The sequence below is a fragment of the Plantactinospora alkalitolerans genome (assembly GCF_015690345.1).
GTDB lineage: Bacteria > Actinomycetota > Actinomycetes > Mycobacteriales > Micromonosporaceae > Plantactinospora > Plantactinospora alkalitolerans.
Genome location: NZ_JADPUN010000123.1, coordinates 1 through 15,444 on the forward strand (window position 1 = coordinate 1; position 15,444 = coordinate 15,444).

At 71.2% G+C, this 15,444-nt stretch carries 11 protein-coding genes; 7 read left to right on the forward strand and 4 right to left on the reverse strand.

The features are described from left to right. Window positions 1-131 precede the first annotated feature (131 nt). The 6 genes from I0C86_RS11330 (at window position 132) to fxsT (ending at window position 10,337) form a co-directional block, all read left to right on the forward strand. Window positions 132-953, forward strand: coding sequence for a TetR/AcrR family transcriptional regulator (locus tag I0C86_RS11330; RefSeq protein ID WP_323373588.1), 822 nt, complete (start codon window positions 132-134; stop codon window positions 951-953). A gap of 290 nt (window positions 954-1,243) precedes the next feature. Beyond that, window positions 1,244-3,688, forward strand: coding sequence for an FxsB family cyclophane-forming radical SAM/SPASM peptide maturase (locus I0C86_RS11335; RefSeq protein ID WP_196201185.1), 2,445 nt, complete (start codon window positions 1,244-1,246; stop codon window positions 3,686-3,688). Continuing rightward, window positions 3,685-4,473: an aminoglycoside N(3)-acetyltransferase gene (locus I0C86_RS11340; protein ID WP_196201186.1), complete on the forward strand. Its 789-nt coding sequence runs from the start codon at window positions 3,685-3,687 to the stop codon at window positions 4,471-4,473. Before I0C86_RS11335 ends, I0C86_RS11340 begins: the two co-directional genes overlap by 4 nt. 95 nt (window positions 4,474-4,568) lie before the next feature. Then, window positions 4,569-5,252: a TIR-like protein FxsC gene (locus tag I0C86_RS11345; RefSeq protein ID WP_196201187.1), complete on the forward strand. Its 684-nt coding sequence runs from the start codon at window positions 4,569-4,571 to the stop codon at window positions 5,250-5,252. Then, window positions 5,239-6,399 (forward strand): TIR-like protein FxsC, encoded by a 1,161-nt coding sequence (locus I0C86_RS11350; RefSeq protein WP_196201188.1) that lies wholly within the window; start codon window positions 5,239-5,241, stop codon window positions 6,397-6,399. Before I0C86_RS11345 ends, I0C86_RS11350 begins: the two co-directional genes overlap by 14 nt. Beyond that, window positions 6,396-10,337, forward strand: a complete 3,942-nt coding sequence (gene fxsT, locus I0C86_RS11355) for an FxSxx-COOH system tetratricopeptide repeat protein (RefSeq protein ID WP_196201189.1) — start codon at window positions 6,396-6,398, stop codon at window positions 10,335-10,337. The genes I0C86_RS11350 and fxsT overlap by 4 nt, the downstream gene beginning before the upstream one ends. A gap of 51 nt (window positions 10,338-10,388) precedes the next feature. On the opposite strand, the gene I0C86_RS11360 is transcribed toward fxsT, so the two are convergent. Then, window positions 10,389-11,093, reverse strand: a complete 705-nt coding sequence (locus I0C86_RS11360) for a response regulator (RefSeq protein WP_196201190.1) — start codon at window positions 11,091-11,093, stop codon at window positions 10,389-10,391. Further along, window positions 11,090-12,325: a sensor histidine kinase gene (locus tag I0C86_RS11365; RefSeq protein WP_196201191.1), complete on the reverse strand. Its 1,236-nt coding sequence runs from the start codon at window positions 12,323-12,325 to the stop codon at window positions 11,090-11,092. The genes I0C86_RS11360 and I0C86_RS11365 overlap by 4 nt, the downstream gene beginning before the upstream one ends. Window positions 12,326-12,559: 234 nt before the next feature. On the opposite strand from I0C86_RS11365, the gene I0C86_RS11370 reads away from it, so the two are divergent. Next, the gene (locus I0C86_RS11370; RefSeq protein WP_196201192.1) at window positions 12,560-13,093 is read left to right on the forward strand and encodes a hypothetical protein; all 534 of its coding nucleotides are present in this window, start codon (window positions 12,560-12,562) and stop codon (window positions 13,091-13,093) included. Here I0C86_RS11370 and I0C86_RS11375 read toward each other — a convergent pair. After that, a complete protein-coding gene (locus I0C86_RS11375; protein ID WP_196201193.1) occupies window positions 13,085-14,044 on the reverse strand; it encodes an alpha/beta fold hydrolase in 960 nt (319 codons plus the stop codon). The genes I0C86_RS11370 and I0C86_RS11375 overlap by 9 nt on opposite strands. Before the next feature lie 249 nt (window positions 14,045-14,293). Beyond that, window positions 14,294-15,349: a S66 family peptidase gene (locus tag I0C86_RS11380; protein WP_196201194.1), complete on the reverse strand. Its 1,056-nt coding sequence runs from the start codon at window positions 15,347-15,349 to the stop codon at window positions 14,294-14,296. Window positions 15,350-15,444: the final 95 nt, after the last annotated feature.

The following is a 15,444-nucleotide window of genomic DNA, read 5'->3' on the forward strand; positions in this document are numbered from 1 at the left end:
GAGCAGGGGGACGTGCGCTGGAGGATGTCTCGGGACGGCCATCCGGAGGCCGGGTCCGGGACCGGATACCGGGACCGCGTCCGGCCATCATTCGCGTACGAGGTACGAGAACATACGATCAGGGCGTACCCGTGGAGAGGCGGACCATGTCGGTGGAGCGCAGTGGCGGTGGAGATCCCGCCCGGACCCTGGCCCTGCTCTGGAGCACCCAGCCGTCGGCGGGTCGCCCGGGCTCGGCCGGGAAACCCGCCCGGGGCCGCCCACCTCGGCTGACCCTGGCACAGATCCGGCTCGCCGCCGTCACCGTGGCCGACCGGGACGGACTCGCCACGATGTCGATGGCCCGGGTCGCCGAGGAGGTCGGGGTCGGCACGATGTCGCTCTACACGTACGTCCCGGGCAAGGCCGAGCTGATCGACCTGATGGTGGACAGCGTACTGAGCGAGCGTGACCTCCCCGGCCCGGACGACGTACGGCCATCGGCCTGGCGGGCCCGGATCGTCCTGTACGCGGAGCGGACCCGGGCCATGTACCGGCGTCATCCCTGGCTCCGGGAGGTCTCCATGGTCCGCCCGCCACTCGGGCCAGGTCTACTCAGCCAGCGGGAGTACCTGCTGGCGGCGCTGGCCGACACCGGTCTGTCCGCCCGGCAGGTGGTCGCCGCCACGGACGCGATCGTCACCTTCGTCGACGCCGCCGCCGGTCAGCAGGCGGAGAGCGAGCAGGCCGAGCGGGCCACCGGGCAGTCGACCGACGACTGGTGGTCGGACCGGGACTCGTTCTGGGAGGACCACTTCGACGTCGAGCGGTTCCCGGCGATGACCCGGACCTGGAAGGCGGACGGCTTCGTCGGCACCGCCGAGGCGATGGTCGACGCGTACGAGTTCGGGTTGCGGCTCCTGCTCGACGGCATCGAGCGCACCATCGAGGCGACCCGTCGGCAGTCCACCTGAGACACCGTCCCAGCCCTGGGGAAACAACGTACAGCATCGGTGACTTCACCCACGGTTTTATATATGCTCGTTCACGACCGTCGTCGAACCTGCCGCAAGGTGACCGCCCGCGACCCTTCAAGTCCAATGGGGGAAACCCGTGGATCGCATCTCAGGCCCGTCGGAATCGACCTCGACCCCACCACCGCTGGAGGACCTCCGGCGCACGCCACTCGGCCGGATCCCGCTCGACCGGGCCTACGCCGTGGCGGGCTCGACCGCACCGGGCAGGGACCGCCAGGCGGCCGTTGATGTCGCAGCTTTCTCCTCCTCGATCTGATCCCAGCAGTTCCGCGACGCCGTCGGCCCGGCCCGGCCGCGCCAGCGCCCTGAGCCAGTACGTGGTGAAGCTGGTCAGCCGCTGCGACCTCGCCTGCGACCACTGCTACGTCTACCAGCACGCCGACCAGAACTGGCGGCGCCAGCCGTACGTGATGGCGCCGGCCACGGTGACGATGACGGCGAAGCGGATCGCGGAACACGCGACCACACACGAGCTCGAATCGGTCCGGGTCGTCCTGCACGGCGGTGAGCCGTTGCTCGCCGGTGCCGCGGGACTGCGCCGTACCGCCGCCGAACTGCGGCGGTGGCTCGACCCGGTGACCGGGCTCGACCTGCGGATGCAGTCCAACGGCGTACTGCTCACCCCGGAGATCTGCGATGTGCTCACCGAGTACGACGTCCGGATCGGCATCTCGCTCGACGGCGACCTCGCCGCCAACGACCGGCACCGCCGCTACGCCAACGGCGCGAGCAGTCACGCCCGGGTGCGGGCCGCCCTCGCGCTGCTGCGCCGTCCCGCCTACCGTCCGCGCTATGCGGGTCTACTGTGCACGATCGATCTCACCAACGACCCGATCCGGGTGTACGAGGCCCTGCTGGCCGAGGAGCCGCCGCAGGTCGACTTCCTGCTGCCGCACGCCAACTGGGACCGCCCACCGGAGCGTCCCGAGGGTGAGCCGGCCCCGTACGCCGCCTGGTTGCTGGCGATCCACCGCCGCTGGTCGGCGGACGGCCGGCCGATGCCGATCCGGCTGTTGGAGTCCCTGCTCTCCGTCGCGGCCGGCGGCGGCAGCCGGACCGAGGCCGTCGGGCTGACCCCGGCCGACCTGGCCGTCATCGAGACCGACGGCACGTTCGAGCAGGTCGACTCCCTGAAGTCCGCCTTCGACGGCGCGCCGGCGACCGGACTGGACGTCTTCGCGCACCGGGTGGACGACGTGGCGGCGCATCCGATGATCGCCATCCGGCAGGCCGGCCTTGCCGGGCTCTCCGCGACCTGCCGCGCGTGCCCGGTGGTCCGGCAGTGCGGCGGCGGGCTCTTCGCCCACCGGTACCGGTCCGGCAGCGGTTTTGACAACCCGTCGGTCTACTGCGCCGACCTGAAGGAACTGATCCGGTCGATGTCCACCACCCATCCGGACCCGGGCGGCCCGGACCGGCCACCCCGTTCCGACGAACTGAGCCAACCGGTGCTCGACGACCTCGGCTCGGGGCACGGGACCGACGATTCGGTCCGGCAGCTCGCCGACATCCACCTCGGGAAGAGCCGGGCGCTGCTGGCCGCCCTCGGCGCGCGGGTGGCCGGGGTGCCGGTGGCGCGGGACGGCTGGGACCTGCTGGTCCGGCTCGACGTCGAGGCGCCGGCCGCGGTGCGGACCGTACTGACCCATCCGTTCGTGCGGAGCTGGGCACAGGACTGCCTGGATCGTCCGCCCCGGTCGGCCGCCGCCGAACTGCCGTATCTGGCGTGCGTGGCGGCGGCCGCCGCCGTACACGCCGGACACGAGGCCGAGCTGGTCATGCCGGTCCGGAACGGAATGTTGAGCCTGCCCACGGTCGGGGCCCTGGCCGTCGGCCCGGACGTCGACACGGCGCTGTTCACCACCTCCTCCGGCTCCGGCGAGTTCCAGGTTCGGGCCGGCGGTGACATCGGCACCGTGCGGCTGGGCGGTGCCGGCGAGCGGCCGCACGGTGCCGGCGAGCGGCCGGGTGGCGCCGGCGCCGGGCCGGGCTGGCAACCGGTGCGTCGCGTACCGGCCGGCGGCCGACCGCTGCTGCTGGAGGACACCGACCCGCACCGGGACTGCTACCACCCGTACCCGGTCGCCGGCCGGCTGCCCGACACCGCCGTCGAACGCTGGACCCGGCAACTGGACCGGGCGATCCGGCGGATCGACGCCGAAGCCCCCGGGTACGCCGCCAGCGTCCGGACGCTGCTGCAGGCCGTCGTACCGCTCCGGCCGGACGACACCGGCCGGCAGCGCAGCGCCTCGGCCTCGGCGGCGTTCGGCGCGGTCGCCGTCGCCCCGGTGCCCGACGACGTCTCCCTGGCGATCCTGCTGGTCCACGAGGTGCAGCACCTGAAGCTGAACGCCGTGCTGGACGTCTGCGAACTGTACGACCCGAGCGACACGCGGAGGATCGTCGTGCCCTGGCGGGACGACCCCCGCCCGGTTGGTGGCGTGCTGCACGGCATCTACGCACACCTCGCGGTGGCCGACCTGTGGCGTAACCGGTCCCGGGCCGGGAAGCGGTCGGGTTCCGCCGCCGGAGAGCATTTCCAGCAATACCGGGACTGGACGGCGACCGCAATGGACAACCTGCTCGACCTCGGCTCCCTGACCGGGTCCGGTGAGCGTTTCGTGGGGCGGATGCGCGAGACGTTGGACGCCTGGGCGGAACCGTCGAGATGATCGGGCGTTCCGGGCTGACCGCCGAGCTCCGGGCGCTGGGGATACCGGGCGGCGCGACACTCCTCGTGCACTGCGCCATGTCGCGGATCGGGCCGGTCGCCGGTGGTCCGGCCACGCTGCTCGCGGCACTGCTGGACGTGCTGGGCGAGACGGGGACCGTGGTGGTGCCGGCGCAGACTCCGGGGAACTCCGTCACGTCCCGGGCGTTCCTGGCCGCGACGGCCGGGCTGACCGCCGAGCAGACCGCGGCGGTGGAGGCCCGGATCCCGCCGTTCGACCCCGCGAACAGCCCGTCGGAGGGCATGGGGGCACTGGCGGAGCACCTGCGTCAGCACGACGGCGCGGTACGCAGCCGCCACCCGCAGGCGTCGTTCGCCGCGCTCGGCGCCGACGCGGCTGCGGTGACTGCCGTACACGACCTGGGATGTCATCTCGGTGAGCGGTCACCGCTCGGCGCGCTCTACGCGGCCGACGCCCTGGTCCTGCTGCTCGGCGTCGACTACTTCGCCTGCGCCGCGCTGCACCTCGCCGAGTACCGGCGGCGCCGGCCGGCGCCGCAGCGGGCGTTCCGCGCCTACCTGCTCGACCATCAGGGCAGGCGGGTCCGGCGGGACTTCCGGGCGCTGGACCTGGACGACACGGACTTCCCGCTGATCGGCCGGGCACTCGACGACATGTCGTTCGTCCGGATCGGCCGAGTGGGCGGCGGACTCTGCCGGCTGATCCGGATGCGACCCGCCGTCGACTACGCCGGCCGATGGATGGACGAGCATCGCGAACCGTAGCTGTGATGGCTGGAGGAGGTTGCGGATGTCGATACTGTTGGCGGTAGCGGGGCTGTCGGCTGTCGAGGTACGTCTCCAACCACTGGGAGCGGTAGGTGACCGAGGACGAGTTCCGCGCGCACCCAAGGGCGCCCGCCTTCTTCCTCAGCTATGCCCGGACGACGCACCCTACGGCGGCACCGCAGCGTGAGACGAACCAGAAGGCGTTCCAACTCTTCGTCGACCTCTCCGACCACGTGGTCCAGTTGCTTGGCCTGCCGGCCGGCGGTACGGCCGGCTTCATGGACCAGGCCGTCTTCGACGGGGGGCAGATGTGGACCGAGGACCTGGCCTTCGCGGCGGGGCACTGTCAGGTCTTCGTCGCGCTCATCTCCGCCAAGTACATGAACAGCCCGTGGTGTGCCCGCGAATGGGACGCGTTCACCCGGCGCACGTACAAGCTGCGTCCGGGGGCCGAGGCGACACCGGGAGAGGCGCCGATCATCCCGGTCAACTGGTCCGCGGTGGGCGGAAGGCCGATCCCGTCGGCCATCTCGCAGCGGCAGATGTTCCAACCGACCCGGCTTCCGCCGCACATCGCCCCGCAGTACCGGGACGAGGGCATCTACGGTCTGCTGAGCCTCGGCGCGAACGGCAGGGAGGCGTACGACGCGGTGGTCTGGCGACTGGCCCAGCGGGTCGCCCGGGCGTTTCACACGCACTGGGTCGAGCCGCGCGTCCCGGACAATCTGATGGAACTCCGCGACACGTTCGAGGAGGACGGGCATGAGCTGGGCTGACCGCGTCCCGGGCAGCGCCGGTGCCCGCCCCGACACCTACTTCTTCCTGAGTTACGCGCACTCGGTCCCGCTCTCCGCGGCGGCCGAGCCGGACACCGACTTCTGGGTCACCAAGTTCTTCAACGACCTGCGCGACGCGGTACGCGACGGCGCCACCCGGACCGGGGAGACCGACATCGGTTTCTTCGACGGGCTGGTCACCCCGGGCGCCGACCTCAAGCAGGTGCTCACCGAGGCGCTCAGTGTCACGCATGTCTTCGTACCGCTCTATTCGCCGAACTACTTCAGCAACACCTGGGCGCTCGGCGAGCGCGCCTCGTTCTGGTCCCGGCTCGCGAAGCTCCGCAAGAGCGAGGCCGACCGGCACGTTCTGCCGGTGCTGTGGATTCCGCTGCCGCCCTGGGACGACCGGCCCGAGACGACCGAGGCGCTGGAGCTGGTGGGCGACGACACCGAGTACGCCGAGAACGGCCTCCGGGCGCTCTGCATGCTCCGCTTCTACCAGCGCCAGTACACCAGCATCCTGGAGACGCTGGCCAGGCGGATCGTCGCGGTGACGGAGGCGGAGCCGCTGCCCCGGTCGGCGGCGGCAGCGGTGAGCGACAGTCCGATGACCGACGGGGACCACACCGCACTGCTGGTCACCGTGCTGGCGCCGGACGGTGCGGCGAACTGGCGGCCGTACCCGGTGCACGAGTTGGCGGTGGCCGACCATGTCGCGGCCACGGCCGCGCGGCTGGGCCTGCCGACCCGGGTCGTCGAGTTCGGACTGACCCGCGAGCAGGCACCGGACAGCCCGGCCATCGTGCTGATCAACCCCGATCTGGGCGAGGCCGCGGTCCGGGCCGCGATCGACGGGTTGCCACGCTGGGTGGTGCCGCTGGTCATCGACACCAACGTCACCGATCCCGACGCGAGGGCCGGGGCGATCGCCGACACGCTGGGGAACGTCGGGTTCCCCCTGGTGCGGCCGGTACGCGAGGCGGACGAGTTCGAGCGGACCGCGCCGCAGTTGGTGATCGAGGCACGCCGGCAGTTCCTGCGGCACGGTCCGGTGAATCCGCCGGCCGGGCCCGCGCGACCGCGACCGCGCCTGCGGCCGGGCGAGACGTTCGACGTACGGCAACCGCAGGAGGAGGACCTATGACCCCGGACCGGAACGGCCAGGTCATCACCTTCTATTCGTACAAGGGCGGCACCGGCCGTACGATGGCGCTGGCGAACACCGCGTGGATCCTGGCCGCGAACGGGCAGCGGGTGCTGGTCGCCGACTGGGACCTGGAGTCGCCGGGCCTGCACCGGTTCTTCGCCCCGTTCCTGGAGCCGGACCAGGTGGCCACCACCGGCGGCGTGATGGACCTGATCCTCGAGTACGAGTGGGAGAACACCCGCCGGCACAGGGACGCGAGCACGGCGGGCCGATCCTCGGCCGGCACGCCCCCGCCCGACTGGCACCGCCGGTACGCCAAGGTGCACAAGTACGCCTTCACCATCGGCTGGGACTTTCCGGGCGGTGGCAGCCTGGACCTGCTGCTCGCGGGCAAGCACACCCCGGACTATCCCGGCAACGTCACCGGCCTCAACTGGGACAACTTCTACAACCGGCTCGGCGGCGCACTGTTCTTCGACGCGTTGCGCGAGGACATGAAGCGGAATTACGACTACACGCTGATCGACAGCCGGACCGGGATCAGCGACGTCGCCGAGATCTGCACCATCCACCTGCCGGACGTGCTGGTCGACTGCTTCACCCTCAGCGAACAGGGAATCGACGGCGCCGCGTCCGTCGCCGCCCGGGTCCAGGACTACGTGGGCACGCGGGCGCGGCGGGTGCTGCCCGTGCCGATGCGGGTGGACGAGGGCGAGAAGGCGAAGGCCGACGCCGGCCTGGCCGTGGCGATGCAACGCTTCGCCGGACTGCCGGCCGGGATGACGGACAGCGAACGGCAGGCCTACTGGCTCACCCTTGCCGTGCCCTACCGGGTCTACTACGCGTACGAGGAGACCCTCGCCACCTTCGGCGACGTGCCGGGCAGCCAGACCACGCTGCTGTCGGCGTACGAGCGGCTGACCGCACACGTCACCGGCAACCGGATCACCTCCCTGCCGCCGATCGACGAGGCGCTGCGCCGGCGGACGGTCGGCCGGTTCGAGCGCAAGCCGGCAATCGTCGACGAGTTGATCGTCCTCCGGTACGTTCCGGCCGACCAGGCCTGGGCGGAGTGGGTGCACGCCGTACTCGGCGCGGCGGGGCTCCGGGTGCTGACCGCGCCGGTGACCGCGCCGGCGACGGTCACGGCCGGTACCGCGTTCCGCGATCTGGTGCTGCTCTCCCGGACCTATCTGGCCGCCCACCACGGGCAGCTCTATCCGGGCGTGTCCCGCCCCGGCTCCTCCCCGCCACTCGCGGTGTACGTCGACGACTCGACGGCCACCCCCGACGTCCCGGTGGGCAACTGGGTCTCCCTGCACGACCTTCCCGCCGGTGAGGCGAGCCGGCAGCTGCTCGAACTCGTCGACCGGGCCCAGCCGGGCGAGGGCGGGCCGGGCGTGCGCGGCGTCCGCTACCCGGGCGTCACGGCGGCGGTGTTCAACCCGCCCGCCCGCAACGCCCGGTTCACCGGCCGCGAGCAGCTGCTGTTGAAACTTCGTGAGGAGTTGAAGGCCGGTAGCACCGAGGGGATGCCGGTGGCGCTGCGCGGCGGCGCGGGGATCGGCAAGACCCAGCTCGCGATCGAGTACGCCCACCGGTTCCGTGGCGCGTACGACGTCATCTGGTGGGTTCCGGCGGACCCGCCCCAGTTCGTCGACATCAGGGTCGGCGACCTCGGTCCGGAACTCGGCATCCCGCACCAGCCGACCGTGCCGGAGATGACCCGGGCGGTACGGCAGCAGCTGGCCCGAGCCGACCGGCGCGCCGACGGCGGACCACCGATGCAGTGGCTGCTCATCTTCGACAACGCCGACCAGTACGAGCATGTCCGGGAGTTCCTTCCGCAGGGCAAGGGCCACATCCTCGTCACGACCAGGAACCCGGAGTGGGGGGACCTGGCCCGGGCGGTCGACGTGGCGGCGTTCGAGCGGGCGGAGAGCGTGGCGTACCTGCGCACCCGGATCGGCGAAGACTCGATCGGCGCCGCCGAGGCGGGGCAGGTCGCCGATGCCGTGGAGAACGTACCGATCTTCGTCGAGATGGCGGGGGCGTGGCTCGCGGACACCGGCACCCCGGTGGCCGACTACCTGGCCGGGCTGGAACGGAGCGGCCCGGCCCGAGATCCGTGGGACCAGTCCCTGGAGCGGCTGAAGGAGGGGTCCGCGGGCGCCTACCGGCTGCTCCAGCTCGCCTCCGTGCTGGCACCGGAGATCTCACTCGACCTGCTCTACGGCGACCAGGTCGCGAGGGTGATCGCGGCGCACGACCCGGTCGTCGCGGCCCGGGTCGCCGACCGGGTCTCCGAGCGGGACATCGCCGCCGCGCTCGTCCAGCGGATCAACCGGCTCGCACTGATCAAACTCGACTTCCAGGCCCAGCAGGTGCAGGTCCACCGGCTCCTCCAGGCGGCCCTTCGCGCCCGGATGTCGACAGCGGAACTGGCCGAGGTGCAGCACGACGTGCACCTTGTCCTCGCCGGCTCCCGCCCGCCCGGCGAGGTCGACGATCCGGCGTCGCACCCGAAGTTCCGCATCCTCTGGCCGCACCTCGACGGCTCCGGCGCCGTCTCCTGCCCGGACGAGAACGTCCGGCAGCTCGTCATCGACCGGATCCGCTACATCTACCTGCTGGGCGGCTACGAGCAGGGTCTCGAGTACGCCGAGCAGGCGGAGACGGCCTGGGCGGAGCTGCTGGCCGGGCTCTCCTCGGACAGTCAGCGGCACCGCAAACTACAGGTCCAGCTGCTGCATCTGGGGTTCAACAAGGCGAACCTGCACCGGAGCCTCGGCCGGTTCGACGAGGCGCACCGGCTCGACGGGGAGATCCTGCGCCAGCAGGAGGAGCTGATCGGCGAGAGCCATCCGCACACGCTGATGACGGCCGGCGGCTACGGCGGAGACCTGCGTGCCCTCGGCCGGTACGGCGACGCACTCGACCGCGACCTGAAGACGTACGCGGCCTCGGTCGAGGTGTTCGGCGAGGACAATCGCCGCACGCTCATCGCCGCGAACAACCTCGCCGCGTCCTACCGCCTCATCGGCGACTTCCGGCGCGCCCTGGACGGCGACGGGAGCGCTCACCGCCGGCTGCTGGTGGTGCTCGGCGCCGACCATCCACGCAGCCTGATAACGGCCAACAACCTGGCGCGGGACCTGCGGGAGGCCGGCGACTACAAGGCGTCGGTGACCCTGCTGAACGGCGTGGTGGAGGGTTACCGCAACCTCTTCGGCGACCAGTCCCGGGACGTACTCGTCGCGAAGACCAACCTGGCCGCCTCGCTGCGCAGCACGGGCGAGCTCGACAGGGCGGCGGAGCTGCTCGACGAGGCCTGCGGCGGCCTCCGGTCGAGCTTCGGTGCGGCGAATCCGGACACCATGTTCGCGCGGCTCGGCCGGGCCATCACGCTTCAGATGTCGGGCAAGGTCGAGCAGGCCCGCCTGGAGCTGGTCGAGGTCGAAGAGATGTTCGTCGAGGTGTTCGGCGCCGAACATCCCTACGTACTGGTGTGCCGGAAGAACCTGGGCGTGACGATGTGGGACGTCGGGGACCGGCCGGCCGCCCTGGCGATGACGACCGCCACCGCCCGGTCGCTGGCCGACACGCTGGGCGACGCACATCCGTTCACCATGGCGGCGGCGAACAACCTGGCGGTCTTCACCATCCTCTCCGGGGAACCGGAACTGGGCCACATCCAGTTGACGGCCATCGTCGACCGGATGTGCGAGCTGCTCGGCGAGGACCATCCGGACGCGCTGCGCAGCCGGGGGAACCTGGCCATCGCCGACCAGGAGCGGTCACCGGAGGCGTCGGGCATCGAGCGGATGCGGATCGCCGACCGGCTCGCGGACCGGGTTGGCCAGCATCACCCGAGCGTCACGGCGTTGCGGGAGGGACGCTACGTGCGCCGGTTGCTCGACCCGCACCCCTACTGACCCACGGCTCCGGCCTGTCCGTGGCGAGCCCACGGCGGCCACCCGACCGCCTCATCCGTGACCGAGGTCTGGCCCGACACCGCCGGCGCCGCTGCCGGGGTTGACGATTCCGGACTCGTACGCGAGGACGACCAACTGGACGCGGTCACGGGCGTCCAGTTTGGACAGCAGGTTGCTGACATGGGTCTTCGCCGTCGCCCGGCTGATGTGCAGGCGCTGCGCCAGCTCGGCGTTCGACCGGCCGGCCGCGACCTGCACGAGTACCTCGCGTTCACGTTGGGTGAGGCTGGCCAGCGCGGCGGGTACCGGCCGCTGGGGCGGCACGGTGTTCCTGACGAACTCTGTGATCAACCGGCGGGTGAGGGTGGGCGTCAGCAACGCCTCCCCGGTGGCCACCACCTTTATCGCCTCGATGAGATGCTCGGGCGGTGTGTCCTTGAGGACGAATCCGCTGGCGCCCGCGCGCAGCGCCTCGAAGACGTACTCGTCGCGGTCGAAGGTGGTCACCACCAGTACCCGGGTGGGAGGAACGGGTTCGCTCCGCGTGATGCGCCGGGTGGCTTCCAGTCCGTCCATGACGGGCATGCGGATGTCGACGAGCATCACGTCCGGCCGGAGGGTACGCACCAGCTGGACCGCCTGCGCACCATTGGCGGCCTCGCCCACGACGGTCAGCTCGGGGTCGGAATCGAGCAGGGCCCGGAACCCGGCCCGGATCAGAGCCTCGTCGTCGACCACCAGCACGCTGACCCTCATCGGTCAACTCCGACGCGGGACTCCACGGGTACCGGAATCCGCACGGAGACCCGGAAACCGCCCTCGGGGCGGGGCCCGATGTCGGCCGTGCCGCCGAAGAGTGCCGCCCGCTCCCGGATGCCGACGAGGCCCCATCCCGGGTCCCCGGCCCGTTCGCCCCGGCCGTCCCGGGGCCCGTCGTCGGTGACCTCGACCGACAGCACGTTCTCGGCGTGTGTCACGAGTACCCGGGCGCGGGTGCGGCCCACGTGTTTGACGACGTTGGTCAGTGCTTCCTGGACGATCCGGTAGACGGACAGTTCCATTGTCGACGGGAGGCCGGACGGCAGCTCGCCCTGTTCCCGCGTCACGTCGATGCCCGACGACGCCACTTCCGCCATCAACCCGGGAAGATCGGCCAGCGTGGGCGTCGGAACGGTCTCGCCCGCGTCGCGAACCGCACCGAGCAGCCGGCGTAGCTCGCCGAGAGCTTTACGGCTCACCGTCTCGATCTCGGTCAGGGCGGTACGGGCCTCGTCCGGCCTGCTGTCGAACAGCAGCCGCCCGACGCCCGAGCGGACGGCGATGACGCTGAGATTGTGGGAGATCACGTCGTGGACCTCGCGAGAGACCCGCACCCGCTCCTCGGCGATGGCGCGCCGGGTGCGCTCGGCCATCTCCCGGCTCTGCCGGTCCGCCATCTCGGTCCGAAATGCTCGGCGGGTGCGTACCGCGTCGCCGGCAAGCCAACCGACGGCCGCCGCGACCACGTGGACGGCGTTTTCCTGACCGCCGTAGAGCCAGGTGGCGATCCACGACGAGGAGAAGGTCGCCACCACGACCACGGCGAGGGCCGTGACCGACACCCTTCGGCTCAACCGGTCGGCGACGGTGTACATGGCCACCCCGACGGCTGGTCCGGCGTTGCTACCGAACGGGGTGTATCCGACGTCGAGCAGGGAGGCGGCCACCGCGCACGTCACCGTGATCGCGAGAACCGTTCTCGGCCATTTTCGTCGGACAGCCAACGGAAGCGATGCACCCGCTCCCAGTGCCAGGATCGCCAGCGGTGGATCGCCGTTGACGGAACGGTCGAGCAGCTCGGGCCCGGTCAGCCCCACCAGGAGCGCCAGCGCGACGACGGTGTCGACCCGTTGCCAGGCGACCGGCCCCAGCCCGCGGACCAGCAGCGCGAGCCTCCCGCCGCGCGGCTGCACCACCGTACGTGCCTCTGCCAGATCACCGTGGCCCATGCGGCGACGGTACCCGGGCACCGAGGACCGGCCATCGGTCGCCGGACGGGACCACGACTCCGTCTCCGGACGTAGGTGGGGCATCTCGTCGGTCGCCCGGCCGAGCCCATTGTCCAGCCCGGGCGCCGATGATCGGCGGCCGCGACGGCACGAGCATGGTGGTTGTCCGGTCGAGGCGTTCGATCGTCCACGCCGGGCCGTCAGATCGTGACCACGAAGTCAGGAGATCGCAGGATGCCATCCGGTACCAGCACATCGTTCAGCGACGCACCGTCGGCCCAGGACGAAGAGGCGAGAACAGCCAGACGCGGCAGGGTCGCGGCGATGCTCGACTACCACGCGTACGCCGTTGTGGCATTGCCGGTCGACATCCTCGGACTTCTCTGCGGGCCCTTCGCCGCGGCCGCGCGCACGGACCGGATCCAGCGGAAGGCGGTGGCCCGTCTGCTCGGTGTCCCGGTCCACCAGGCGGACACGTCACGAGGACGCGGCAGCCGGGTGCCGCTGCGATACCGCCTGTCCAGTCTGCCCTTCGAGCTGATGTCCTTCGCGCTGCTGGCTCCGGCATGGGCCGTCTTCATCACCCGCGGAGTGCTCTATCCGATCTTCGGGGCGGACCACCTCGACCGGTCGTGGGGCGGACCGAGCCTGGCCGGCGCGTGGCTCGCCCATTTCATCCAGGGCCCACCGCTACTGCTGATCATCAGCTTGATTCTGTGGCCGGTCAGGAAGCAGCAGGTCCGGACAGCTTCCCGACATCTACGCTAGGCCGATGGGTGCGCCGATCAGCACGTTCCGGGCCACCGGGGCGGGGGCGGGCGTGGCGAGCCAGTGCAGGATGCGCGGCAGCGCCTCCATGGCGTCGAAGTGTGCCGCGCCGGGCTGGACCTCGATCTCGGCTCCGGGAAGCTGGGTGCCGAGCCACTGCGCGTGGCTGGGCGGGGCGAACGTGTCGTCGGCGCCGTGCCAGAGCCGGATCTTCGTCGCCCTGGCGTCGATGTCGTGCAGGTCGAACTTCCAGCTCCGGCGCAGCGCCAGCACGTCGTCGATCCACCCGTACGGGCCGGTCTTCAGCGCGATCTCGTAGGTGTCGGCGATAAGTCGCCGCATCGCCGGGCTGTTGACCACCCGCCGGTCGGCGGCCGTCATCTCCCGCATCACGTCCTCGAGCAGGAACCTCGGGTCCTCGGCGGTCCGCTCGGCACGTCGGCGGATCTCCTCGACCATCGAGGCGGTGTCGGTGGCGTCGGCGCCGAAGCCGCGGACGTTTCCCGCGTTCATGCCGTCGAACCAGTCCAGCTCGGCGGCGTCCGACGGGGCGAGACTGACCAGCACCGCCACCCGCAGGACCCGGCGGCGCAGGTGCTCGTCGGCGGCACAGGCGAGGGCGTGCGGCCCGCCACCCGAACGGCCGGCGATCGAGAACCGCGCCAGTCCCAACGTGTCGGCGATCAGTTCGACGTCGCGGGCGGCGTCGGCGACGTCCCGGCCCTCGAAGCGGTCCGAGTCGCCGTAGCCGGGGCGGTCGTAGCTGATCAGCTTGACCCCGAGCCGGTGCAGGACGATGCCGCGTGGTTTCGGGCCCCTACGGCTGCCCGGGGTGCCGTGCATCAGGAAGACCGGGAAACCGTCGGGAGCACCGGAGACCTCGTACGCCACGCGCTTGCTGTCGGCGCGGTACGCGAATTCGGTTTCTACCGGCTCCCCTTCTCGGGCCACCCTAGCCGCCTTTCAGTGCTGCCCCACCAACTTCGCCATCCTCGTAGCGGAGTGAATTCCGCCAGGTCGTACCGAACTCCGCTCAGTCTTCGAGCGTAACCGTCTGCCGGTGCGCGCCGCTACGGCACGCGCGACACCAAGCCGGATCTGTCGGAAACGACGCTGATCCACCGGCACAACGGCCATCGCCTTCCCGGCACATTGACAGGGCACAGCGTGACGTACCCATTGCGCCACCCGCAACCCCGATCAATATCGGACGGTGATCCGCTTCGCCGTCGCGTCGATGCGGACCTCGCCACCGTACGGGACGATCAACTGCGGATCGGTGTGCCCGATCTCCAGATCGAAGACGAGTACGGCGTCCGGGGCGTACTCGGCGCAGGCCCGGCGTACCGCGTCCCGCTGCGCCCGCGCGTACGCCCGCTTCTGCTCCGGGTTGTTCGGCCGGTCGCGGTCCCACGCCTTCGCCCGGCCGACCAGTACGGCGGGAAAGCCGCCCAGCAGTCCCCGCTCCCCCATGTCCCGCAGAATCCGGTACACCTCGACGTCCGACGGCAACTCCTCGGACGTCTCCACCAGCAGCACGCATCCGGCGTACGCCTCGCTCGGCCCGATCCGACCGGCCCGGAGCAGCCAGGACAGCACCTCCAGGTTGCCGCCCCAGATCCGCCCCTCGACCTGGCGTCGCGGTCCGTGCCAGGTCCAGCCCGAGGCCGGGTACATGGCCGGGGCCCGGTCGAGTCCGGTCGGGTCCCGCCAGTCGGCGGGCTCGTCCGTGTACTCGGTGACCTCGGGCAGCTCGTGCCACCCGGTGCCGAACAGCGCGGTCCGCAGCGAGTCGAGGGTCGTCGGGTGCATCGCCCCGCCCCGGCCGAGGTGCACCATGACCGATCCGCCGTGGTAGCCGACGATGCCCAGGTCGAACAGGTGGGCGAGCAGGTTCGTGTTGTCGGAGTAGCCGTAGAACGGCTTCGGGTTGGCCCGCAGCACCGCGTCGTCCAGGTGCGGAACGACCCGGATCTGGTCGTCGCCGCCGATGCTGGCCAGCACCGCCGTCACCGACGGATCCGCGAACGCCGCGGTGAGATCGCGGGCCCGGTCCCGTGGGTCGGCGTCGATCATCCGGGTGGTCGGATACTCGACCGGGATCAGGTCGAGTTCGGAACGCAGCCGGCGCAGGCCGAGTTCGTACACCTCGGGAAATAGGGCCGGCAGTCCGGCGGACGGGGAGAGCACCGCGACCCGGTCTCCCGGGCGGGGCTTGGCCGGGTAGTTCGGCCTCGGGCTGGGAGGGTCGGGCATGCCGAGAGGGTAGTTCGGTGCCGGACGGGATCTCCACGGAAAGGCGTGTCGTCGTACCCTGAGCGTCCACCCGACGGCCCGAGAGATGCCGGAGT